Genomic DNA, 24,145 nt, shown 5'->3' with positions numbered 1-24,145 from the left:
ATGGTGATGAAGGTACTCATTGCGGAGGATGATTTTCGAATCGCAGCCATTCATGAATCTTATATACAACAAATAGAAGGATTTCAAATCGCCGGAAAGGCAAAGAGTGCAAAAGATATGTGGGAGGCGCTCCAAAAGGAACAAGTCGACCTCATCTTGCTTGATGTATATATGCCCGATGAGCTCGGTACAAACCTGTTGCCGCTTTTAAGAGAACACTATCCAGAAATAGATGTGATTATTATCACGGCTGCAACAGAAACGACACTTTTAAGAGATGCACTTCATTACGGAGTGGTTCATTATTTAATCAAACCAGTGACCGCACAAAAGTTTGCGCAAGTTTTAACCGAATATAAAGAGAAGAAAGACATCATCAATTCTAAGGATGAAGTCAATCAAACGATGATTGATTTGTTTTTTGGACAGATGCAAGAAGAGCCAAAAGAAAAGGATGGCAGGGACCTGCCTACAGGGATCAATTCGCTGACTTTGGACAAGGTGAAAACATTGATGGCATCAGAGAATAATGGGATTACAGCGGAAGAACTCGGAGAAAAGATGGGGGCTTCACGCACAACAGCGAGACGGTACGTCGAGTATCTCGTGACAACAGGAGAATGCCGGGCAGAGCTTGCGTACGGAATCATTGGCAGACCAGAACGGAAATATTATCCTGCCATAAAGCAAGCGGAGTCATAAAAGATGAAAAAAGGAATATGCCTTGTCATTATGATCTGTCTTTGTATGACGCTCACCTTTAATGAAAAAAAGGGAGGCGACTCTTTACTGCAGCACAGCCCATTATATATTGTGGTGTCTGGTGTCCCTGACGGCGGCTTTGACCAAACAGCTCAAGTGATGAAATCAGTGCTCGAGAAAGAAAAGCTGGTGAAGCGGCCGGTGAATATCCTTTATCAAAGAGGCGGAACGGTGGATAAAGGATGGACATATATGATGGAGCGAGATACCAACTATGTTAGTTTGAATTCAAGCTTATTGTTAAGCCGTAATTTGCTTGGCAGCAGTAACATGACAATGAACGATGTCACACCGCTCGCCATTTTGGCAGAAGAGTGGCAGGTCGTCGCAGTCCCAGTGGATTCTCCTTTCTCAAATGGGAAGGAGCTATTAAACTCACTAAAGAAGAAACCCGATTCCTTAAAAATTGGATTTGCCCCAGACTTCGGTAATGATGATCAAATCTCATTCGCACGAGCGGCAGAAATGGCAGGAATTGATCCATATCGCATTCAATTTTTGAAATTTGACAGTGCAGATGATTTATTCCAAGCGCTCATAGATCATGAAGTCGATGCAGCAACTACCACGATTACAGAAGTTCGTCATGATTATGAAAAGAAGAGGCTAAAGCTAGTAGCAACCACAACGAATCAGCGTTTAGCGGGATTTGAAGATGTGCCGACTTGGAAAGAGCAAGGCATCCCGCTCATCTTCTCTCATTGGCGTGGTGTGATGGGCCCAAAGCAAATGAATCAGCATGATATTCGTGAATGGGATCAGCTTCTTCAAAAAATGACACAAACGAAGTCCTGGAAAAAGCAATTAAAGCAAAAGGGCTGGACAAGTCGTTATATGAACAGCAAAGAGGCAAAGATCTTTATGGAGGAGCAATTAAGGCGATATGAGCAGTTTATCCAAGGAGAACAAGCGGTCGAGTGAGACCGCTTTTTTTCATGGAATCCATCAAAATCAAAGTTTGAACAAAATGAACAAAAAGCATTTATCGACCGAAAAAGAATTAAAATTCATAATATTTACTTCAATTTCAACGTCAGATATCATGACAGAAAGGGTTGGAAATGGGATACCAACATTTAATGAAAGCGTATACAACATAAGGGGTGAACAAAGTGTTAGCAATATTAGGATTTCTTATGATGGTTGTATTTATGGTTTTGATTATGACGAAACGTATGTCTGTTTTAACGGCATTGGTGTTAACACCAATTGCATTTGCTCTTATTGCAGGTTTTCATTTTACTGAAATTTCAGACATGATTGTCAAAGGTGTGCAGCAAGTCGCGCCGACAGCGGTCATGATTATGTTTGCGATTTTGTACTTTGGCATTATGATTGATGCTGGTTTATTTGATCCAATGGTGGCGAAAATTTTAAACATTGTCAAAGGTGATCCATTAAAAATTGTCGTCGGAACAGCTGTCCTGACCATGCTTGTTGCACTTGATGGTGACGGGACAACAACGTACATGATTACAACAACAGCGATGCTTCCGTTATTTACGCTGCTTGGCATCCGTCCGATTATTTTAGCGGGGATTGCCGGAGTTGGCATGGGGATTATGAATACGATTCCATGGGGAGGTGCCACACCTAGAGCGGCGAGTGCACTTGGCGTTGATCCTTCACTTTTATTTGGCCCGATGATTCCAGTCATTGGTGCAGGGGTTTTGAGCATGATTGTGGTGGCATACTTTCTTGGGAAGTCTGAAAGAAAACGTCTTGGTGTCATTGAGCTCGACCAGCCGATTCATGCAAATGAAATGGCAGCGGCACTACAGGATGACATCAAGCGGCCGAAACTTTGGTGGTTTAACTTGACGCTTACGTTGTTATTGGTGCTCCTTCTTGTCTCAGGAAAAGTCAGCTTAACGGTTCTATTTGTTCTTGCTTTCTGTGTGGCGATTATCGTGAACTATCCGAACCTTGAACAGCAGCGTGAACGGATTGCGGCTCATTCAACCAACGTCTTAGCCATTGCTTCCATGATTTTTGCGGCAGGGGTTTTTACAGGCATCTTAACTGGAACGAAAATGGTCGATGAAATGGCGATTTCGATTGTATCTGCCATTCCAGAGCAGCTTGGCGGCTTCATTCCAGTCATTGTTGCGTTAACGAGCGGGATATTTACGTTCTTTATGCCGAATGATGCATACTTTTATGGGGTCCTGCCGATCCTATCAGAAACAGCGGCAGCATACGGTGTTGATAAAATCGAAATCGCGAGAGCTTCTATTATTGGTCAGCCGATTCATATGCTAAGCCCACTTGTTCCATCGACTCATTTACTTGTTGGACTTGTTGGGGTATCACTGGATCAGCATCAGAAGTTTGGCATGAAATGGGCTGTACTTGCAGTCGTCGCCATGACGGTCATGTCGATACTTATTGGGGCCATCTCCATTTGGTAAATAAAAGAGTGTCTGCTACTTGAGCAGGCACTTTTTTTAGGTCATATTGCCGAGCAGGCTCGATTCATTTGCCCTATACAAAGACACTCTTGTTCCTCCAAAAGATATATTTTTGAAAAATACTGACACTTTTACTGTTTTTTTCTTTATAATGCAAATCAACGAAGGGAGAGGATAGCATGTCCAACCGAAAAGGCACGATTCTTTTTACTGCTGTATGCCTCATAGCAGGAAGTTTGTCGATGGTGAGCCCAGCTTCAGCTCATGCAGATACCCCTTATTTTGGAAAGAGTTATGAACAGCCGGCCTCAGTGAAGAAGCTATACCCTGAACCTGACGAGACGTTCGACACCCCTGCCTTTCAGAAAAAAGGAGAAGCCTTTACGACACAAGAAGAGCTTCAAGAATTCTTACGTGATATTGTCCGCAAAAGTCCTTACGCTACGCAGAAACAGATTGGAACATCCATTGAAGGACGGTCCATTTCAGCTCTCTACTTTACAAAGGATCGTCATATCTCTCCACTTTCAAAAAAGCCAACGATCTGGCTTCAAGCACAAATACACGGAAATGAACCAGCCTCCGGTGAATCTGCTCTCGTCATCGCAAAACGATTAGCAGGTGAACAAGGAGAGCGTATACTCAATCATGTGAATATGATCATTGTCCCGAGAATCAATCCTGATGGTTCTTATGCGTTTGACCGCAGGCTTGCAAACGGAACGGATGGAAACCGTGATCATATGACATTAGAATCTCCAGAGCTCACAGCCCTGCATCAAGAATTTAATCGGTATGCACCAGAAGTAGTCATTGATGCCCATGAATACGATGTGGGACAAAAGCAGTTTGATGATATCGGCTCAGCGGGTGCCCTCAAATATCACGATTTACTGATATTATCAGGCAAGAACTTGAATATTCCAGAAAGCATCCGGCTCACGTCAAATGAATTATATGTGAGCGGCGTCCGTGAAACGCTGACAAATCAAGGATTTTCGAATGATTTATATTATACAAGCACAAGAGGAAAGGATGGAAAGATCGATCTCTATGAAGGCGGAACGGATGCACGAATTGGCCGAAATGCCTTGGCGCTCTCGCCAGCGCTATCCTTTCTTGTAGAAAGCAGAGGGATTGGAATTGGAAGAGAGGATTTTACCCGCCGCGTCGCAGCACAAGTCACCACACATGAAAAAATCATTGAAACAACGGTGAAGCATGCTAAGCAGGTGAAGCAGCAAATGGTGACGGAGCGACTGAAGCTAGTGAAAAAAGGACTTCAATCAAATGATGACGATCAAGTGGTTATTCAAGATGATTTCAAAGCGCCTGTGGATGATTCGCTTGAAATGGTGGATATTGAAAAAGGACAGACCATCAATGTCCCTGTACGCTTTCACAGTGCGAGCGATGCTGTTCCTGTCATGTCGAGAGAACGACCGACAGCTTATCTCGTTTTACCTGGGCATGAAGGGGTAGAACGGAAGCTACAAACTTTAGGGTTAAAAAGTGTCACATTGCCTGTCGGCGTGAAAGTACCGGTACAAGCCTATCAAGTAACAAAACGAGACGAAAAGAGCAAAACAGATATTCAGCTTGAAACAAAACTCACCCAAAAGAAACGTCAGCTGCCAAAAGGGACAAAGGTATATATCACGGCGCAGCCGCAAACGAATTTATTGTCACTTGCCCTTGAACCAGAATCAAAAGACAGCTATATGTCATCTGGGTTTATTGCTTCAAAAGTGGGCGATGAACTGCCAGTGTACCGGTTCTTGCTATCTCAAAAGACGTTAGGCATTAAATAAAAAAAGGGCTAAAATAAACATCATTTTAGCCCTTTGTCTACAATCTAGAAGCGGCACAGTGCGTGCTGCTTTTTTATTTTCGTCCAGCTCGTATTTCATCAGCCATGCCTTCATATGGTGCTTCGGCGATAATGGTTTCGTCATTTACACCTGCATGATGGATATACGTAATGTCCGCAAATTCTGGAACAACATATTTTGGATAGGTTTCGTATTTTTCACGAGATTCTTTCATGAGATCGATATAGTCATTTTGATAGCAAACTGTGATATCTGGACGTTCATGCACCCATTTTGGGAAGAAGATGACGCCATGCATGCGTTTTTCTTCAGGCATAAAGTTCAGAGAGACGTCTGTCCCAGTTGGTTCTGTCCAAGAAACTTTGTAAACGCCTTTTGTCAGCTTCACAATATTCACTTCTTGATCACGGACCCAGCGGCCTCCAACCATTCCGCTATGAATGCGGTAATCAATGGTGTGATCGTTTTTAATGTAAATCTCATATTCCCAGCCATTTTCATACGTATAAATCATATGAAGTCCAACGAATTGATCCATGTTTATTCCTTCTTTCATTAGAATGATGTTATTTCAAACATGTCATGATTTACATGTTTATTTTAAAGTCTATGGTATACTATTGTCAAAGAATAAGCGTTGGAGGCACATTATGAGAGTTTTAAAATATGCCATTCTTGGTTTACTAGATCAGTGTGAGCTGACGGGATATGATATAACCAAACATTTTAAGGATTCCCTTGGACAGTTTTGGAGCGCGAAGCACAGCCAAATTTACCCTGAGCTGAAGCGTCTCACAGAAGAAGGGTTTATTGAATTTGATATTCGTATACAAGGAAAGAAGCTGGAGAAGAAGGTCTATCAAATCACAGAGGCAGGGAAAGCAGAATTGCATCAGTGGTTAAGGACAAAAGACCCGATACCAGAAACAACAAAGGATGAATTCATGCTCAAAACATTTTTCATCTCTTCCATGGACAACAAAGAAGCGGCTGACTTGTTTACACATCAACTGCTAGAGCGCACCAAAAAAATAGACATGCTAGAACAGAAGCTGCACGCTTTAACGGAGGAAGACCCTGCCGCTGAATCGCTTCATTCAGCGCAATTTGGGCATTACTTAGTGCTGACAAGGGCAATTGAAAGAGAAAAAGGCTATGTCCGCTGGCTCGAGCAGACCCTTAAACGGATTGATTCATCCGCGCTCTAAGGACAATGGTCGGATGATATGATAAAAAATGGTTTGAAACCAGTGAATTTATTAATAGAAACCGCTACAATGGATATATTCGTATTAAAGTGAGGCGAGTATGTTTGAGTAATCAAGAAGCGTTGTGGAATGAAGCAGAAGCTTTTATTTCTTTATGCTATGAAGAATTAAGCAAGTCAAATGAAGAGAAAGCAGCACGTCTGCATGAAATAAAACAAGAAATTGACTCTGAAGGGATGTATACTCACACACAAGAGGAATTGGCGCACGGGGCGAAAATGGCGTGGCGCAACAGCAACCGCTGCATTGGCCGTTTGTTTTGGTCAACCCTGCAAGTTCACGACTGCCGGCATGTGAAGACAGAAGAAGAGGTGAAAGAGGCACTCTTTCATCATATTGAGTATGCGACAAATGGTGGGAAAATCAAACCATCCATTACGATCTTTCCTCCAGAAAATCATTCGCAAAAGGAAGTCGTCATTTATAATCATCAGCTCGTTCGTTATGCAGGCTATGAGACGGAGTATGGCATCATCGGCGACGAGGCATCTCTTGAATTAACAACGTTGTGTGAAGCCCATGGCTGGAAAGGGGAAGGCACGCATTTTGATATACTGCCTCTCATGTTTCAGCTAAAGGATCAGCCGCCAGTTCTGTATGAGCTTCCGAAAGAAATCGTCCAAGAAGTCGAGATTACCCATCCTGAATATGAAGGATTTCGTGATTTAGGATTGAAATGGTACGCCGTTCCGATTATTGCTGATATGAAATTAGAGATTGGCGGTATTCATTACAATGCGGCACCGTTTAACGGATGGTATATGGGTACAGAAATTGGCGCACGTAACCTAGCCGATGAAAATCGCTACAATATGTTGAAAAAAGTTGCTTCTATTTTAGGAATGGACACGACAAAGAATGCGTCGCTTTGGAAGGACAAAGCCATTGTTGAGTTGAATGTGGCGGTTCTCCATTCTTACCGAGAAGCAGGGGTGACCATTGTTGATCACCATACAGCAGCACATCAATTCAAACAGTTTGAAAAGCAGGAAGAAAAGGCTGACCGCAAGCTGACTGGGGACTGGACATGGCTGATTCCGCCAGTATCACCAGCTGCTACCCACATCTTCCACAAGCATTACGACAATACCATTGTGAAGCCGAATTATTTTTATCAGGAAAAGCCCTACCATGGGACAGAAAAAGCCTAGCGAGAGCTAGGTTTTTTGATTACCTTATTCGAAAATCCTTATAATGAGCTAACTCAGTGAGCGGCTCCATCTGCATATCTGTGACCTTTGAAAAAGGGCTTCCTTTTCGAACGGTCTTTAAGAAATCAAGCACCTTTTGCTGCTCACCCTCTACCTTTAACTCGACATGACCTTCATCTGTGTTGCGTACCCAGCCTTTCATCCCGCGATTGACGGCTTCTCCTTGAACAAAATAGCGAAAACCGACTCCCTGCACCCGTCCTGCGACAATGGCATGATAATGAATCAATGTCATCTCTCCTTTTTTCTCATCGTACCATAGCATGTAACTGACCTTCACGCATCGACTATGATTTAATTGTCTAACGATGTAAAATAATAGGCATGAGACAACCAAAGGAGATGGTCATCGTGGGACAGAAGAGATATGACATAGTAGGAATCCAAGTAGGACAACCCATCACGACCTATGCGAACGGAAAAGAAATCAAAACAGCCATCAACAAAAAGCGTATTCATGAGCCTGTGTATTTGAGTAAGGTCAATTTTGAGGGAGATGGCCAAGGTGATTTGGTTCATCATGGAGGATATGATAAAGCAGTCTGCGTCTTTCCATATGATCATTATGCTTACTTCGAGCAATTTTTAGGGGTTACATTACAGGAAGCTGCGTTTGGCGAAAATCTGACAGTGCGCAAGCTAGTCGAGACGAAGGTGCGTATTGGCGATGTCTTTCAACTTGGAGAAGCACTTGTTGAAGTGAGCCAGCCAAGACAGCCGTGTGTGAAACTATCTTTTAAGCACGCTAACATGAAGCTTGTCAAGGAAGTACAGCAAACGGGGTATACCGGCTTTTATTTACGGGTGCTGAAAGAAGGCATAGTGCCGCCTGATGGTTCTCTTGTATTAGTAGAAAAAGCGCCCCATCACATTACAGTCCATGAAGTGAACGAAGTCAAATATCGTCAAACAAGTCCAGAGAGGCTGAAAGCCGTTCTTGAAGTAGATGCCTTAGCAGATGTGGTGAGGAAGTCTTTAGAAAAACGAGTTCAGCACATTTAAAAAAAGCCGTACATCTTATACTGATGTACGGCTTTAAGCGTTTATGAGCTAGGTTTCTTTTGCTCAAGAAGATTTGCAAGGAAATATGTTTTTAAGCTTTGAAGCTTTCTTCCTTCATGCTTGGTCACACCAAGCTTCTTTAATTCTTCGACATACCAGCCTTTGCTACCATAATGCATGATAGAAAACTCCTTTCAATTGAAACTGCCTGCATTGTAACATCTCAAAAAAGGACGTGAAAAGTGTGCAGGGGTTAAGAAATGAAAACTGATTCTATCTGCCTATGATCCATGTATATGCTGGAAATAATCATTTATGAATTTGGCGGGTTGAGGGTAACGATGATCATGCCGACCGTCATAATCATGATGACAATACCAAGATAAGTCATCATGGATTGTTTTTTCTTAATACCTACAACCGTTAAGATGATACTTTCTATCAAAAAGATAACTCCTATGATGATGAACCACATATCAAATAAGACCCCTTTCGCATATCTTTGCCTATTTTACCACAGGCATTTTTGTTTAGTCGTGACAGATTCGTGAAAGGGAAACGAAAAAAACCCCTCCAGTGAAGAAGGGGACCTGCTGGCTTACAGCTTCGTTAAAATAATGGGTTCGTCTTTTGTGATCACAATAGTATGTTCAATCTGTGCCACTAGGCTTTTATCTGGTGTTTTAAATGTCCAGCCGTCATCAGTCTGATAAATCGATTCAGCATTTGTTGAAATAAAAGGTTCGAAGGCGATCACTGTGCCATTCTTAAACAAAGCATTATCGAATGGATCATAATAGTTCAAAATATGGTTGGGTGCTTCATGCAGACTTTTCCCGATGCCGTGTCCTGTTAGGTTTTTAATGACGGTAAATCCTTGTTCTTTGGCTGTATTGTAGACTGCACGGCCAATTTGATTTTGTCTTTTACCGGCCTTTGCATGCTTTAATCCTTCGAGGAACGCATCCTCTGCACACTGGCATAATGCTTCAAGACGAGCATCACCTGTACCTAATACGAATGAAATGCCGGTATCGGAATAATAGCCGTCCAGCTCTGCTGAGATATCAATATTGATGAGGTCGCCCTCTTGTAAAATGGTTTTTTCACTTGGAATACCGTGTGCAACTTCATCGTTCACGCTGATACAAGTCGTCCCAGGGAAGTCATATTCCTTTTCAGGCGCCGAATTGGCCCCATGCTCTTCTAATATTTTTTTTCCAATCAAATCTAATTCTTTTGTAGACATGCCTGGTTTCGCTTGGCTTTTCATTTCTTCTCTTGCCAAAGCGACAATTCGACCGACTTTTTTTAAGGCTTCTAACTCATGATCATGTTTGACAATCACTGTTCATTCCCGCTTTCTATAACTTCATTCTATTCAATAGCTTACCACATTTTACGCGAAAAGAGTAAAGAGCGGAATGTCAAATGAATGTGGACAAATTGGTATAGATAACTAGATGTGCATATGATATATTTTTTATGAACATCATGAACGTTTGGTCATGATGAAGACAAAGGGGGAGAAGGCAAATGGTGTTTCAGTTTTTTCAAAAGCTAGGCAAATCATTTATGCTTCCAATCGCTGTGCTTCCGGCAGCAGGGATTATTTTGGCTATTGGGCGGGAGGATGTATTCGATATCCCGTTTATTCATGCGGCAGGGAATGCTATTTTTGCAAACTTGGCTTTAATTTTTGCAATGGGTATAGCGATCGGCATTGCAAAGGATGGTAATGGGGCAGCGGCATTATCAGGTGCGATCTCTTATTTTATTTTATCAGCTGGTACAACGTCGATTAACTCAACGAACAATATGGGGGTATTGGGCGGTATTTTATGCGGGCTATTGGCAGGGTATGTGTACAATCGCTTCAAGGATACAAAACTGCCGGAATACTTAGGGTTCTTTAGCGGAAGACGGCTTGTGCCGATTATGACCGCACTTTTCACCATTCTATTAGCAGCCGTTTTCGGATATGTCTGGCCTCCGATTCAAAGCGGGATCAATGGTTTAGGGGAATGGATTTTAAGTCTTGGTGCGACGGGTGCAGGGCTGTTTGGTTTCTTTAACCGATTGCTCATTCCATTAGGGCTTCATCATGTGCTGAATAACTTATTTTGGTTTCAATTCGGGGAATTCAGCGGGGCAACAGGGGATTTAGCGCGATTCTTTAAAGGAGATCCAAGTGCGGGTGTCTTTATGACCGGGTTCTTCCCAGTGATGATGTTCGGTCTGCCAGCGGCATGTCTAGCCATGGTTGTGACCGCAAAGCCTGAAAAGCGAAAAGCTACAGCTGGCTTGATGATTGGGATGGCGCTTACGTCATTTATTACAGGGATCACTGAACCAATTGAATTTTCATTTATGTTTTTATCTCCACTCTTATATGGTGTCCATGCTGTGCTAACAGGTCTTTCGCTCTTTATTGTGAACACCATTGGAATTCATAGCGGCTTCGCCTTTTCAGCAGGAGCGATTGATTACGTTTTAAGCTTTGGCATCGCACAAAAACCACTCATGCTGCTCGGAGTTGGGGTGCTTTATGGCATTGTGTACTTTGTCGTTTTCTATTTCCTCATTAAACTGTTAAAGCTCAAAACACCAGGCAGGGAAGATGATGACATTGAAGATATTGCAGCCGATGATACGAAGACGGCAGGTGCGAGTATGCTTGTAGAGGGACTTGGCGGCAAAGACAATATCACCACGATTGATCATTGTGCCACTCGTCTACGTTTAACAGTAGAAGATACACATTTATTAAATGAAGGCACATTGAAAAAAGCAGGTGCCAAAGGGGTACTGACTTCAGGGAAAACCTCCGTACAAATCATCATTGGAACGAATGTAGAATTTGTCGCAGATGATCTCCGCAAGGAAGTCGATCGAGATTGAAAAAAGCGTTCAGCCAGGTCAAATGGGCTGAACGTTTTTTTGTTTGCGCTGTTCGATCACCAGCACAATACTGATGACAACAAGTAAAAACCAAGAACTGATTTTCCCAAGATGTACGAGAGACCAAGCGTGCTGTTGATTTGGATATTGCCATGCTCCTAAAAAGGTGGTGACATTTTCGGCAATCCAAATGAAGAAACCAATCAGCAGAAATGAGACGACAAGCGGCATTCGAAAGGTAGAAGAGCCAACCTGAAACGAGACGGACGTTTTTCGAAACACGACAACAAGCAGCAATGTCAGCCACCACCTGAGATCATAGAACCAATGATGCGTAAAGAAATTGAGATAAATGCACAAACTGATCCCGATTGAAAAAAACGGATGGGGCCATGAAGCCATCTGCACTTGAAGCCGGGACAGTGCCTGATAAATATAGCTTGCTACACTCGCATACATAAACCCGCTATAGAGCGGAACCCCAAAGACCTTCGTATAAGCTTCTTCAGGATAGGACCAAGAACCCATATGTACTTTATACATTTCTAAGCCAATTCCAATGAGGTGAAATAGACAAATCACCTTCAGTTCATTCAATGTCTCCAGCCGAAGCGTCAGCATGAGAATCTGTGCCAGGAGGCAAAGCAGTAGAATGAAATCATACCGGTGAAGAAAAGGAATAGCCACCATCTTTGATAGGACAAGCGCCGCAAAGATCATGACAGGGAATAGACACGACATCGCCTGTAAGTAAGCAAAATGGAATAATGTTTTCATACAAAGTTAAACCCCTTCTTATTGTCTGAAATGACTTAGACGGTTTTAGCAAGGGAAAAGTTTACCTCACATAGATATTCATGAACAATTTGTGAATATATATGTGAAAAAGATCACAAATTAGAAACGGCATAGTATAATAAGATCATAAAGAGAATGTGAAATATTTCACATAAATTAAAAGGAGGCATCATCATGTTTACAAAATTCTTACAAACGAATGTATGGGCAGCGGTTATCCTTTTGGCAGCAAGACTTTATATCGGATGGACTTGGCTGACATCTGGTATAGGAAAACTAACAGGCGGATTCGATGCATCAGGATATTTACAATTTGCGATAGCTGAACCTGTTGTCAAAGATGGCCATCTAGTGTATCCGTTCTATGTATGGTTTTTAGAAAATGTCGCTTTGCCGAATGCGGGACTATTCAGTGTCATGGTCATGTGGGGAGAAATCTTAGTAGGTCTAGGATTAATCGTTGGATTGTTCACAACAACCGCAGCCTTTTTCGGAAGCGTGATGAATGTCTCTTTCTTACTAGCTGGTACCGTCTCTGTCAACCCGCTTCTCTTGCTCATTGCCATCGTCATCATGGCAGCGAAAGGGAATGCAGGCAAATTTGGACTTGATTATGTCGCAGGTCCAGTCTTGAAACGAACAATGAAAAGAAAGCCGCATTTAGAAGTGGCTTCATAATAAAGAAAAAGCATCCTCAGCTTCTGCTCAGGATGCTTTTTTATTTAGGAATCGGCTTTCATCAGGTTAATATGCAGGACGGTGAGTTTATGCTGATTTATATCTGGGTCATGGCCGACGATAAATTCAAGCTCATAATCTCCAGTTCGATACACGTATTTTTTCTCTTTTGTCTGAGGGATGGTGCTGACCGAATCCGCTGGTCCAAGTTGTTTCTTTAATAGGGAAGGGGTCATCCCGCCGATATTTGTTTCTTTTTCTACATTTGTACCGAAATAACGGATTTCGTCAATTTTGCCTTTTGCATCATAATGAAAAGCAAATCCCGGATTCCCCATTTCAGCATGATACAAATCAAAGCTGCTGTGACCTGTTTCTGGATATGGATTTCCTAGTTTATGATGAACGTCTTTTTTTGTTTGAACACCAATTTTTAGTCCTTCTGCATAGTACGGCATTTGTCCTTTATGTGCCAGCTCATACACGTTGTTTAATGTGGTTTTCGGACCTTGAGGAACGGATTGTTCTACTGCTGTTTTGGTCATGGCGTGTGCTGAGACCGCAGGGCTGAAACCAATTAGGGCGGACGAAGCGAGTGAAGCAGTCACGACAAAAGCGGTTGTTTTTTTCAAGATAAAACCCTCCTTCTTCTTTCTATACCCGGTGCAATAGCGGTCAAACGTGAAAAGAACCAGCTGATCAGGGATCGGCTGGTTCTTAAAATGAGAAAGTTATTTTGATGAAGAGCTAGATTCATCTTTGGCGGAAGAGGAATCTTCTTCATCCTGTACTTTCTTTGTATAGTCATATTGATTGCGGTCAATCGGTGTAAAGCCTTTAGGCTTGTAGAAACGGAGTAAATCTTCGGTGACGATCTTATCAGATGTCTCCAGCATCTTTTTCACCGTTTCATTTTCTTGTGATGCTTTATCAGTCGGCTCAATTTTCTCGCCTGTTTTGTTGCTGTAATAGTTATTGCCTACTTTTGTGTAGTCCTTAGAGACGAAGTCACCGTTTCTAAATGGCACAAGCTCTTTGAAGTTCTTCGATAAGATATCAGAACCAGACATTAAATAGTTCTTCGTATCATCGCCGAGCAGGTGCAGAAGGGTTGGTGCGATATCGACTTCTCCAGAGTATTTATGAATCTGTCCGCCTTTTACCCCTGGTACATGAATAAAGAGCGGCACACGCATGAGCTGCGCATTTTCATAATCTCCGATTTTTTGTCCTGTCACTTTTTCCATCGCTTCATTGTGATTTTCAGAAATGCCGTAATGGTCTCCGTACATAATGACGACTGTATTGTCATAGAGACCTGATTTTTTCAAGTCGTTGAAGAACTGTTCAATGGCTTCATCTAAATAATGAGCCGATTGGAAATAGTTATTGACGACAGAGTCTCCGAAGTCACCAGGTTCGAAATCGGTATCACCTTCATCCATTCCAAATGGGAAATGGTTCGATAACGTAATGAATTTCGAATAAAACGGCTGCTTCAAGTTTTCGAGCATTGGCATGGATTCTTTGAAGAAAGGTTTGTCTTTCAGCCCATAGTTCTTCGTATCTTGCTCATTCATATCGTAGTACTCAGAATCGTAAAATCTGTCATATCCAAACGACTTAAACATTTCATTACGGTTCCAGAAGGTTTTCGTATTGCCGTGGAATTCTGCTGACGTGTATTGATCCTTCTTCAAGATGCCAGGAAGTGCTTGATACGTGTTTTGCGCTTTGTTAATAAAAACAGAGCCCTGTGATAATGGGAATAGCCCAGTATCCATCATAAATTCAGCATCAGACGTCTTTCCTTGTCCTGTTTGATGGAAGAAGTTATCAAAGTAAAACGTTTGGTTGTCGTGTGCCAATGAATTAAGGAATGGCGTCACTTCTTTTCCATTTACTTTGTAATCAATGACAAAGTTTTGCAGAGATTCAAGAGAAATGGTGATCACGTTCATGCCTTTCGCTTTCCCGTAATACGCCGGGTTAGGATCAGCGCTGTTCGCTTTTAAATAGTTCTCTACATCTGTCACGTCATTTGAATTTGCCAGAGCACGCTGGCTGTTTGATTTCACATTTTGAATGGCATCAAACACAGTAAAGTTATAAGCACCTAAATATTTAACTAAATAATTGCGGTCAAACGATCTTGATAAAAGCTCTGGTCGATCAATCTCTGCGGCGACTAAGTTCATCACAAAGATCACAACAGAGGACACAAGGACGAGTCTAAACGATTTTGACTTTTGAACAGGTACAGTAGCTGTACTTGTTTGCTGCTGCTTTTTCATGCGGACTGCGAGTACGATCAAAATGATTGTATCCATAAAGTAAAACATATCAGTCCAACGCATGAGTGAAAATGCACTATCACCTAATTGTCCGCCATTCGTTCCTGCCTGCATCACGGTAGGCAGCGTGATAAAGTCATTGAAGAATCGATAGTACACGATGTTTGCGTATAGTAAAAAAGACATGAAAAAATGAATCACAATGATAGCGGCAGGCTGCCATTTTTTCTTGAACAATAAAGCAAAGCCAAGAAAGAACAAGCTGGAGCTAATAGGATTCACGAAAAGCAAAATATGCTGAAGCACATTTGATATACCAAGTTTAAATTCAATTAAATACGCTGAATACGTTTTGAGCCAAAGTAAGATGGCTGCAATAACAAAGAAGCCGAGGCCTCGTTTTTGAATAAATGTTTTCATAAAAACACTCCTTTTCTCCGATACACGGAAGAGGCGGAACGAAAGAAAACGAACCATTAGAATATACCATGAAATGCTCAAATAGAAAAGTGTTAACCGGAGAAGAGCGTCAGCAGCCTGTCCGAGCAATAAAAGGGAAGAAAACGAAATTATTCGCTCTTCGAAAAACTTTTTATGAAATTCATCCTATTATTAACAGAAAATTCAGCAATTTTCCAGTTGTTATATCAATAAAACGGGTAAAAAGACACAAGCCTAAAGAATTAATTTGGTTTCTACAATGATGATTTAGAGAGTATTTCCAGTGTTTCTTAATGTTTATGCAGGTTAAGTAAAAAAAATGAGAAAAAGAATGGAGGAGGAACATGGATGAAATTTCCTGTGGTGAGATATATCAATATATTTTTTTGTTTCATCAACATAATGTTTTCGATGTGTTTTGTAAGGGTTTTATTTATTTTAATGAATGAACAAATTATCTAAATATACTTAAGTGAACATTTCGAGACTATAAACTTTTAAATTGGGGTCGATATAGACTTTGACAGGAAATCTTCCATTGAAAGGATTGATAGTATATGACTGTACGAGCAGAGAACCTCGTTCAGAACTGGTTTCCGAGTGAGGACGGAAATGCAGCAGAGCGTAAAGAACTCATCAAATTGATGGAGCAGATTGTTTCAGGGGTCGATCACCTGAAAGATCCGAACCGTGCACACCTAAAGGGTGAAAAGAATCGTGGAGAAGATTTTTACCAAAAGCTCACTGAAACAAGTCAAATTCCGGTGAACGGCCAACAAGCGGAACTTGTGAATGAAGAATTACTGAAGCTTTTACATAACCATCCATACCACACAAAGTATTTCTTCACGAACATTTTGCCAATGGCAAGTACACCAGGAATTCTAGGCATGCTGACGGCCATGCTGGTAAATGGAAACAACCTATGGGATGTTTATGGACCAGCAGGAGCGGAAGCTGAGGTCAGAGTGGTCTCAATGATGTCTAAGCTCATCGGATATGATCCAAGTGTGAGCGGGGGATATACAACATGGGGAGGTCAGGGAGCCATTTTCTCAGGACTACGTTTAGCGATTGCAAAAGTTGCGCCGGAGTCACTGCGAAAAGGTGTCCCGCAAAATCTTTATGCGTTTTGTTCTGATGCTGCACATTACAGCTTATTTAAGTCAATGGAAGCAACAGGACTTGGCACAGACAACTTGATCAGAATTAAGACGAATAAAGATCATTCGATGGATATGGAAGATTTGCGTTGTCAAATGGAACGTGTTGCACAAAATGGCGGAATTCCCGTTTATATTGTCGCAACAACCGGAACAACAGATGCCATTGCAATTGATGATGTAAAAGGGGTACGTGAAACAGCAGAAGCCATTGCTGAGGAGTATGGTCTACAGGTGCCGCATATTCATGCGGATTCAGCGCTTGGCGGATTCTTTGCTTTCTTTAATGAGTATGATGTAGCTGAAAACCCGCTGCAATTCTCAGACGGTGTTCTTCGTATGCTAAAAGAAATCAAAGCGAAATTCCAGCATCTTTCTCTTGCTGACACGATGTGCTTTGACTTTCAAAAGCTCGGCCAAACACCTTACACATCTAGTTTATTCTTAGTGAAAAATGCTGCTGACCTAAAGCGTTTAGATCTGGAAGAACAAGAGACACCATATGTTGGTCATAGAGGCTACGGCGAATACCATACGGGTTATACACTGGAATGCTCAAGAATGGGAAGCTCTATCAGTATGCTGAGTGTGCTGTTAACGTTTGGAATTGAAGGCTACCAGCGCTTGCTCGGTCAATTCCTAGAGGTGAACCTTGCCTTCAGAGAAGCACTCAGTCAAGAAATTCCGCAAGCAGAAGTCGTGAATGATGACAACGTCGGAATGGCTACATTATTTAGAATTTACCTAGACGGCTCACCGCGCTTTCAAGAAGAAATTTCAGGCGAAGCGACTGCAATGGAAATTGAGCGGAACAATGAATTGAACAAAATGCTGTTTGAAAAGCTTGGAGAGAAAAGAGACGAAATGTTCTTTGGCGATACAACGAAGTTTTTACTTGTAAATGCAAAAGAAGGACAAGAATTCTATCTAAGTGTTAGTAAGTTTTTTGTCATCTCACCTTATACGTTACCAGAGCATATCCCACATATCGTATCTTATTTAAAAGATGTGATCGCATCTGTTTGTGGACAATTTGAACATGTACATGCTTAAATCAAATCTGAGAGTGGAGATGTAGGAAAAAATGGCGAAACAAAGGAAATTTGGAGGATACACGATATCCTCTAAAATCATGTCAGTCGTTGTCGTAACATTACTTGCAACCGTTGCACTATTCGTTTTAACATTTTATCTAGTCAGCCAGGATTTATCATCCCAGTTATTAAAGCAATTTGATTATCGATTAACAACAGATATTGATACTGCAAAGAAAGAAATCGATAATTTGGATGGAAACGTTCTTGGCATTAGCGGGAAGGATGATCCCCTTTATGTGGAGGTCAAAAAGAAATTCAAGGAGCTTCAAGAAGATCATACGCTTGAGAACTTATACGTGCTATCTAATAAAGGCGGCAAAGAAAGAATTATTATATTAACTGGGGAAGAAAATGATTTTGATCAAGATTATGCCTTTTCAGATGAGATGAAACAAGCACTTTCTGAAGATAAAATGATCAAAAGTGATATTTACAAAGACTCATTTGGTACACATAAATCAGTCTTTTTGCCAATCAAGGATTCAGGCGGTGAGCTGACAGGGATTTTAGGAATTGATTTAGATGCGTCTGTTGTGCCTGAAACAACGAAGAAGCTGACGATCTATATCACGGTTGCATCTGCTATTGTGCTCATCGGTGGGTTGTTTTTCTCCTTTATCATGGGCAGAAGAATTGCGAAACCAGCACGTTCATTGATGGAATCAGCGAACCGAATTGCTGACGGTGATTTAACTGGAATGGTAGAGGTTGAAAGTAAAGATGAGATCGGTCAACTTGCCGCATCCTTCCAAAAGATGCAGGGGCGGATCAAAGAGCTCATTGCGAAGATCTCAAACTCATCTAGTGAAGTGTCGAAAATGTCCTCACAGCTTCGCACCGTAACGAATGAATCGAGTCAAAGTGCGCAGCAAGTGTCAGAAGCCATGACGAATATGAGTGAAGGAATCAATGATTCTGTCGCAAATATTACGGATTGTACAACATCCGTTGCAGAGATCGATACTCAAATCGAAGGTGTCACAAAAGAAGTCGATGAAATGAAATCTGTTTCATCTGACGTACAAGAGCAGTCAGAATCTGGTCAAAAACTAGTGAATCATGTGCTTGAGCATCTGAATATGTTACATGACAAGATGACCAACTCAAAGCAGGCAGCAGAAGAATTACAATCTCATTCAACGGAGATTGAAAGTGTCATCTCGATTATTACGGACATTTCAGCGCAAACGAATCTGCTTGCACTGAATGCTTCAATTGAAGCGGCACGTGTTGGAGAAGAAGGAAAAGGGTTTGCTGTTGTGGCAGATGAGGTGCGTAAGTTAGCTGAGCAATCAGCGGATGCGGCTAAAACCGTTTCAGACCTCGTCATCGGCACACAGGAAAACAGTCAGCGTGTTCTTGAAAGCGTAGAGGAAAGCAGTAAAGCAGTGGAAGAAGGACGTGAACAAATGGAAGGCACGTCACAAAACTTCGCTGTGATTTACGACGGCGTATCTCAGTTTTCAAGAAGAACGAACAATTTGCTTGCTTCTATTAAGCAAGTAGAGCAAGCATATCAAACGATTTCTACATCGATTGAACAAATTTCGGTTGTATCGGAAGAACACGCCGCCAGCTCTCAAGAAGTAGCGGCAGCAACAGAACAGCAAAGTGCTGGCATGCAGCAAATTTCAAGTGCGATTGAACAGCTCTCTGATATGTCAGAGGACTTAGCACAGATGGTTTCTACCTTCAAAATTGACAATAAATAACGAGAAAGCTGACTCTTGTGAGAGAGTCAGCTTTTTTGCTATGCTTAATCAAATCGTTTCAGACGAAAGGAGAAACGCCATGGATTTTGCGCAGAGATTATCAGAAGAACGGATTAAAAAAGCGATGGATCACGGGGCTTTTGAAGGATTATCTGGCTTTGGGAAACCCCTGCCTAAAGATGATGCTGCTCATGTACCTGAAGAACTCAGAATGGGCTACAGGATGATGAAAAATGCTGGCTTTGCTGGGGAAGAAACAGCACTGAAAAAAGAACTCATGACCGTCAAAGAGCTGCTTCACTCCAGTATAGACGGAGAGGAAAGAAAAAAACTTTCTCTCATATGTGAAGAAAAACAAAAACGCCTGGATGAACTCGCATCTAAGCGTCAAACTTTTGCCCGTCCAGCCTCCTCCTTTTATAAAAACAGGGTCTACGAAAAATTAACGGAGCATAAAAAAAGATGATGACACGCTGCCTCTCCTGAGCACATTGAGGGAGCTTTTTTTATGAAAGCGCTACATTTTGTTGTTGACTACATGTATATACAAATATAAAATAAGAAACAAACATGTATATACAAGTTTTTTTGGTTCTTTTTTCTTATAAAAAACGATCTCGGAGGGGATAGCATGGCTGATTATCAGGCAGCAGCAGATCAGATTGTGAAAGCCATCGGCGGCAAAGAAAATATTGATCAAGCGACACATTGTGTGACAAGGCTGCGCTTTGTACTGAAAGATGAAGGAAAGGTTGACGAGAAAGCACTTGAACAAATAGAAGAAGTAAAGGGATCTTTCTCAGCGAACGGTCAATACCAAGTTGTTATCGGCCAAGGGGTCGTCAATCGGGTATATGCCGAAATGGTGAAACAGACAGGCATTGGGGAAGCCACAAAAGAGGACGTTAAGCGTGCCTCTGATCAAAAATTAAATCCATTGCAGCGTGCTGTGAAAACGCTTGCGGATATCTTTATTCCGATTCTTCCTGCCATCGTCACAGCCGGTTTATTAATGGGGATTAATAATATTTTAACAGCTCCAGATATTTTCTTTGATCAAAAATCGATTGTGGATGTGTATCCGGCATGGGCTGATTTAGCGAATATGATCAACTTGATTGCAGGCACTGCCTTCACATTCCTGCCCGCATTAATCGGCTGGTCAGCAGTGAAGCGGTTTGGAGGAAATCCGCTCTTAGGGATGGTCCTTGGGCTGATGCTTGTACACCCAGACTTATTAAATGCGTGGGGCTATGGAGCGGCTGAAAAATCTGGTGAGATTCCTGTCTGGAATTTGTTTGGACTTGAAGTGCAAAAGGTAGGCTATCAAGGGCAGGTTCTTCCGATACTCGTTGCCTCGTATTTACTAGCGAAGCTCGAATTATTTATCACAAAACGGACACCTGAAAGTATTCAGCTGTTAGTGGTTGCACCGATTACGTTATTAGTCATTGGCTTTTTATCCTTTATCGTCATTGGACCTGTTACATTTGCGATCGGAAACGTTTTAACATCTGGACTTGTGGCTGTATTCCAGCAATTCGCAGCACTTGGCGGTCTATTATACGGCGGATTGTACGCTGCATTAGTGATTACAGGGATGCACCATACGTTCCTCGCTGTCGATATTCAATTGATTAATTCCAAACTGCATGGCACATTTCTATGGCCGATGCTCGCACTGTCTAATATCGCACAAGGATCAGCCGCACTTGCGATGATGTTTGTTTTAAAAGATGAAAAGCAAAAGGGGCTCTCACTGACATCAAGTATTTCCGCTTACTTAGGAATTACCGAGCCAGCGATGTTTGGCGTCAACCTGCGCTATCGATTCCCATTTATTTTTGCACTTATTAGCTCTGGTTTAGCTGGTATGTTTATCGCCTCTCAAGGGGTGCTGGCAAGCTCAGTTGGTGTTGGAGGCATTCCAGGAATCTTCTCCATTATCCCGAAATATTGGGGCGCATTTGCGATAGGGATGGTCATTGTACTCATCGTCCCGTTCATTGGAACCCTTTTGTATGCAAAGCTAAAAAAGAAGAAAGATGTTTCACAAGAACTTAACTAGTGGTGGTGAAGGAAATTGAAACAACAAACAAACGAACCGTGGTGGAAAAAAGCGGTGGTCTATCAAATTTATCCGAAGAGCTTTTTAGATACAACGGGCTCAGGTACAGGCGATATCAATGGTGTGACAAAAAAGCTCGATTATATTAAAGAGCTGGGGGCGGATTGTATTTGGCTCACGCCAATGTATGAGTCTCCGCAGCATGACAACGGCTATGATATTAGTGATTATACAAAAATCCATGACATGTACGGCACAATGGCGGATTTTGAACACATGCTGAAAGAAGCCCATGATCGAGGTATACGAGTCATCATGGATTTAGCCGTCAATCATACATCCATTTTCCATGAGTGGTTTCAAGCATCACGCGAGTCAAAGAATCATCCTTATCGAGATTATTATATTTGGAAGGAGCCTAAAGCAGACGGATCACCGCCGAATGATTGGCAGTCAAAATTTGGCGGTCCGGCATGGGAGCTAGATGAAGCAACGGGAGAGTATTATCTTCATTTATACGATGTCACACAGGCGGATCTTAATTGGGAAAAGGATGAGGTGCGCAGGCAAGTATATGACATCATGCATTTTTGGTTTGAAAAAGGAATTGATGGATTCAGGCTGGATGTCATTAACAACATCTCGAAAGATCAACGCTTCTTAGATGACGCCGGACAGTCTGTGCAAGGAGACGGCCGGATGTATTATACGGATGGCCCAAGAATTCATGAGTTTCTGCATGAAATGAATCAAGAGGTTTTTTCGAAATATGACAGCATGACAGTCGGGGAAATGTCTTCAACGAATATCGCAGACTGCATTCGGTATACAAGACCGGATCGGCAGGAGCTGGATATGACGTTTAATTTCCATCATTTAAAGGTCGATTATCCAAACGGAGAAAAATGGGCCCTCGCACCATTTGATTTTCATGAATTGAAGTCGATTCTGTCTGAGTGGCAGACGAAAATGCATGAGGGCGGCGGCTGGAATGCGCTCTTCTGGTGCAATCATGATCAGCCGCGTATCGTCTCAAGGTATGGTGATGATGACACGTATCATCAGCAATCAGCGAAGATGCTGGCGACTACCATTCATCTCATGCAAGGGACTCCGTATATTTATCAAGGTGAAGAAATTGGCATGAAGAATCCTCGTTTTGAGGACATATCGTCTTACCGTGATATTGAATCACTTAATATGTATGAAGCCATGCTTGAAAAAGGGAAATCAAAGGAAGAAGCACTCGCCATTTTACAGGTCAAGTCAAGAGATAATGCGAGAACACCGATGCAGTGGACCTCAGAAAAGAATGCAGGTTTCTCAAAAGGAACACCTTGGATTGAGCCAGCCAATAACGACATTTCAGTAGAAGCTTCATTAAAGGATCAGTCGTCTATTTTCTATCATTATCAAGCGCTTTGCAGGCTGCGTAAAGAACTTGATGTGATCACATATGGAAGCTTCACTTTACTCTTAGCAGAAGATCCGAAGGTTTTTGCTTATGTCAGAGAAAGCCATGAGGAGAAGCTTCTTGTGATCAATCATTTTTATGCAGGGGAGGCGGACTTTACGCTTCCTGATGAGCTCGTGCAGGCTATAGATGAGATGGAGGGGCAAGTGCTGTTATCCAATTATGAGGATGTACCGGCAGATATGAAGGGATTTACGTTGCGTCCATATGAGTCAATCGTTTATCATTTAACCAAACGCTAGAAAATGGGGCGGAGGGAAAATGAAAGAGAATAAGTTTCGAGTGATTTATGATCAGCTCGCAAGACGAATTGAACAAGGTGATTGGCAGGATAAAGGCATTCTGCCATCAGAGCATGAGCTATCCTTGATGTACGATACGTCCCGTGAGACGGTAAGAAAGGCATTAAATATCCTTGTGCAAAATGGCTATATCCAAAAAATCCGCGGGAAAGGCTCTGTCTTGCTGAATCGTGAGAAAATGCAATTCCCAGTCTCGGGTCTCGTCAGCTTTAAAGAGCTTTCCCAAACACTTGGCCGAAAGACAGTTACGACGGTTCACGAATTTGGTTTAATCAAACCGGATCAGTATATTCAGTCTCAGCTGAAAATAAGTGGACAGGAGGATGTCTGGGAAGTCATCCGCTCTCGCAATATTAGCGGAGAAGAAGTGATTTTAGACAAGGATTACTTTTTGCAAAAGCATGTGTCAGTCTTGTCGAAGGACATTTGTGAAGGATCAATCTACGAGTATATTGAAGGAGAGCTCGGTGTATCAATCAGCTATGCCCAAAAGGAATTTGTGGTAGAGCCATGTACAGAAGAAGACGCCAAGTATCTTGATTTGAACGGGTTTGACCATGTCGTCGTCGTGAAGAATTACGTGTTCTTAGAGGATACAAGTTTATTTCAATACACGGAAAGCCGTCACCGATTAGACCGCTTCAGATTCGTCGATTTTGCAAGAAGAGAAAAAGTGGACAGAGCATAGGCTCTGTCCATTTCAGGTTTTGGGAGAAGGAGAGAGATAGACG

Annotated in this window: 23 protein-coding genes; 15 read left to right on the top strand and 8 right to left on the bottom strand. The window is 42.0% G+C overall.

From position 1 onward, the window contains the following. Positions 1-3 precede the first annotated feature (3 nt). The 4 genes from C6Y07_RS17120 to C6Y07_RS17105 all read left to right on the top strand — a co-directional run bounded on the left by C6Y07_RS17120 (position 4) and on the right by C6Y07_RS17105 (position 4,984). On the top strand, positions 4-702 hold the full coding sequence (locus C6Y07_RS17120; protein ID WP_066031780.1) for a response regulator: 699 nt from the start codon (positions 4-6) through the stop codon (positions 700-702). 3 nt (positions 703-705) lie between these two features. Further along, entirely contained in the window at positions 706-1,683 is a 978-nt protein-coding gene (locus tag C6Y07_RS17115; RefSeq protein ID WP_106157090.1) for a tripartite tricarboxylate transporter substrate-binding protein, read from the top strand. 191 nt (positions 1,684-1,874) lie between these two features. Then, a complete protein-coding gene (gene citM / locus C6Y07_RS17110) occupies positions 1,875-3,173 on the top strand; it encodes an Mg(2+)/citrate complex secondary transporter CitM (protein ID WP_034665220.1) in 1,299 nt (432 codons plus the stop codon). 179 nt (positions 3,174-3,352) lie between these two features. Beyond that, positions 3,353-4,984: a M14 family metallopeptidase gene (locus tag C6Y07_RS17105; protein ID WP_106157088.1), complete on the top strand. Its 1,632-nt coding sequence runs from the start codon at positions 3,353-3,355 to the stop codon at positions 4,982-4,984. Positions 4,985-5,057: 73 nt separating this feature from the next. Here the strand turns inward: C6Y07_RS17105 and C6Y07_RS17100 are convergent, their stop codons facing one another. After that, on the bottom strand, positions 5,058-5,543 hold the full coding sequence (locus C6Y07_RS17100; RefSeq protein ID WP_106037184.1) for a phenolic acid decarboxylase: 486 nt from the start codon (positions 5,541-5,543) through the stop codon (positions 5,058-5,060). Between the two features lie 112 nt (positions 5,544-5,655). On the opposite strand from C6Y07_RS17100, the gene C6Y07_RS17095 reads away from it, so the two are divergent. Then, on the top strand, positions 5,656-6,213 hold the full coding sequence (locus C6Y07_RS17095) for a PadR family transcriptional regulator (protein ID WP_034665213.1): 558 nt from the start codon (positions 5,656-5,658) through the stop codon (positions 6,211-6,213). Between the two features lie 104 nt (positions 6,214-6,317). After that, entirely contained in the window at positions 6,318-7,424 is a 1,107-nt protein-coding gene (locus C6Y07_RS17090) for a nitric oxide synthase oxygenase (protein WP_066031173.1), read from the top strand. Positions 7,425-7,443: 19 nt separating this feature from the next. On the opposite strand, the gene C6Y07_RS17085 is transcribed toward C6Y07_RS17090, so the two are convergent. Continuing rightward, complete coding sequence (locus tag C6Y07_RS17085) at positions 7,444-7,713, bottom strand: acylphosphatase (protein WP_034665208.1); 270 nt, start codon at positions 7,711-7,713, stop codon at positions 7,444-7,446. A gap of 122 nt (positions 7,714-7,835) precedes the next feature. Between C6Y07_RS17085 and C6Y07_RS17080 the strand changes: the two genes are divergently transcribed. Continuing rightward, positions 7,836-8,486 (top strand): MOSC domain-containing protein, encoded by a 651-nt coding sequence (locus C6Y07_RS17080; RefSeq protein WP_060595758.1) that lies wholly within the window; start codon positions 7,836-7,838, stop codon positions 8,484-8,486. A 41-nt stretch (positions 8,487-8,527) separates the two neighbouring features. On the opposite strand, the gene C6Y07_RS17075 is transcribed toward C6Y07_RS17080, so the two are convergent. The 3 genes from C6Y07_RS17075 to map all read right to left on the bottom strand — a co-directional run bounded on the left by C6Y07_RS17075 (position 8,528) and on the right by map (position 9,834). Then, positions 8,528-8,665 carry a YflJ family protein gene (locus C6Y07_RS17075; RefSeq protein ID WP_003214303.1) on the bottom strand — a complete coding sequence of 46 codons (138 nt, stop codon included), beginning with the start codon at positions 8,663-8,665 and terminating at the stop codon, positions 8,528-8,530. Between the two features lie 134 nt (positions 8,666-8,799). Continuing rightward, on the bottom strand, positions 8,800-8,961 hold the full coding sequence (locus C6Y07_RS19140; RefSeq protein ID WP_003214360.1) for a hypothetical protein: 162 nt from the start codon (positions 8,959-8,961) through the stop codon (positions 8,800-8,802). A 123-nt stretch (positions 8,962-9,084) separates the two neighbouring features. Continuing rightward, a complete protein-coding gene (gene map, locus C6Y07_RS17070; protein WP_044139748.1) occupies positions 9,085-9,834 on the bottom strand; it encodes a type I methionyl aminopeptidase in 750 nt (249 codons plus the stop codon). Positions 9,835-10,025: 191 nt separating this feature from the next. On the opposite strand from map, the gene nagE reads away from it, so the two are divergent. Then, the gene (nagE, locus tag C6Y07_RS17065; protein WP_223250510.1) at positions 10,026-11,387 is read left to right on the top strand and encodes an N-acetylglucosamine-specific PTS transporter subunit IIBC; all 1,362 of its coding nucleotides are present in this window, start codon (positions 10,026-10,028) and stop codon (positions 11,385-11,387) included. 18 nt (positions 11,388-11,405) lie between these two features. On the opposite strand, the gene C6Y07_RS17060 is transcribed toward nagE, so the two are convergent. Beyond that, positions 11,406-12,164, bottom strand: coding sequence for a DUF817 domain-containing protein (locus tag C6Y07_RS17060; RefSeq protein ID WP_106061768.1), 759 nt, complete (start codon positions 12,162-12,164; stop codon positions 11,406-11,408). Positions 12,165-12,359: 195 nt separating this feature from the next. On the opposite strand from C6Y07_RS17060, the gene C6Y07_RS17055 reads away from it, so the two are divergent. Continuing rightward, positions 12,360-12,863, top strand: a complete 504-nt coding sequence (locus C6Y07_RS17055; RefSeq protein ID WP_060595762.1) for a DoxX family protein — start codon at positions 12,360-12,362, stop codon at positions 12,861-12,863. Between the two features lie 44 nt (positions 12,864-12,907). Here C6Y07_RS17055 and C6Y07_RS17050 read toward each other — a convergent pair whose 3' ends face one another. Together C6Y07_RS17050 and ltaS are read right to left on the bottom strand one after the other, a co-directional pair. Next, the gene (locus tag C6Y07_RS17050; protein WP_060595763.1) at positions 12,908-13,495 is read right to left on the bottom strand and encodes a YjgB family protein; all 588 of its coding nucleotides are present in this window, start codon (positions 13,493-13,495) and stop codon (positions 12,908-12,910) included. Positions 13,496-13,594: 99 nt separating this feature from the next. Continuing rightward, positions 13,595-15,577, bottom strand: a complete 1,983-nt coding sequence (ltaS, locus tag C6Y07_RS17045) for a lipoteichoic acid synthase (RefSeq protein WP_034665184.1) — start codon at positions 15,575-15,577, stop codon at positions 13,595-13,597. A 578-nt stretch (positions 15,578-16,155) separates the two neighbouring features. Here ltaS and C6Y07_RS17035 point away from each other — a divergent pair. From C6Y07_RS17035 to treR, 6 genes are all read left to right on the top strand, one after another. Continuing rightward, positions 16,156-17,814 carry a pyridoxal phosphate-dependent decarboxylase family protein gene (locus C6Y07_RS17035; protein ID WP_060595765.1) on the top strand — a complete coding sequence of 553 codons (1,659 nt, stop codon included), beginning with the start codon at positions 16,156-16,158 and terminating at the stop codon, positions 17,812-17,814. Between the two features lie 31 nt (positions 17,815-17,845). Next, positions 17,846-19,570: a methyl-accepting chemotaxis protein gene (locus tag C6Y07_RS17030; RefSeq protein ID WP_034665174.1), complete on the top strand. Its 1,725-nt coding sequence runs from the start codon at positions 17,846-17,848 to the stop codon at positions 19,568-19,570. Positions 19,571-19,649: 79 nt separating this feature from the next. After that, complete coding sequence (locus C6Y07_RS17025; protein ID WP_060595766.1) at positions 19,650-20,036, top strand: DnaJ family domain-containing protein; 387 nt, start codon at positions 19,650-19,652, stop codon at positions 20,034-20,036. Positions 20,037-20,201: 165 nt separating this feature from the next. Further along, positions 20,202-21,638, top strand: a complete 1,437-nt coding sequence (gene treP / locus C6Y07_RS17020) for a PTS system trehalose-specific EIIBC component (protein ID WP_034665169.1) — start codon at positions 20,202-20,204, stop codon at positions 21,636-21,638. A gap of 15 nt (positions 21,639-21,653) precedes the next feature. Further along, positions 21,654-23,354, top strand: coding sequence for an alpha,alpha-phosphotrehalase (gene treC / locus C6Y07_RS17015; RefSeq protein WP_060595767.1), 1,701 nt, complete (start codon positions 21,654-21,656; stop codon positions 23,352-23,354). Positions 23,355-23,373: 19 nt separating this feature from the next. Next, positions 23,374-24,102, top strand: a complete 729-nt coding sequence (treR, locus tag C6Y07_RS17010) for a trehalose operon repressor (protein ID WP_060595768.1) — start codon at positions 23,374-23,376, stop codon at positions 24,100-24,102. The last annotated feature ends 43 nt before the right edge of the window (positions 24,103-24,145 follow it).

This window comes from Bacillus sp. LNXM12-1 (genome assembly GCF_003004375.1).
In the GTDB taxonomy this organism is placed as follows: Bacteria; Bacillota; Bacilli; order Bacillales; family Bacillaceae; genus Bacillus.
Note: the sequence above shows the minus strand (reverse complement) of the source record. Positions and strands in the feature narration are given on the sequence as shown.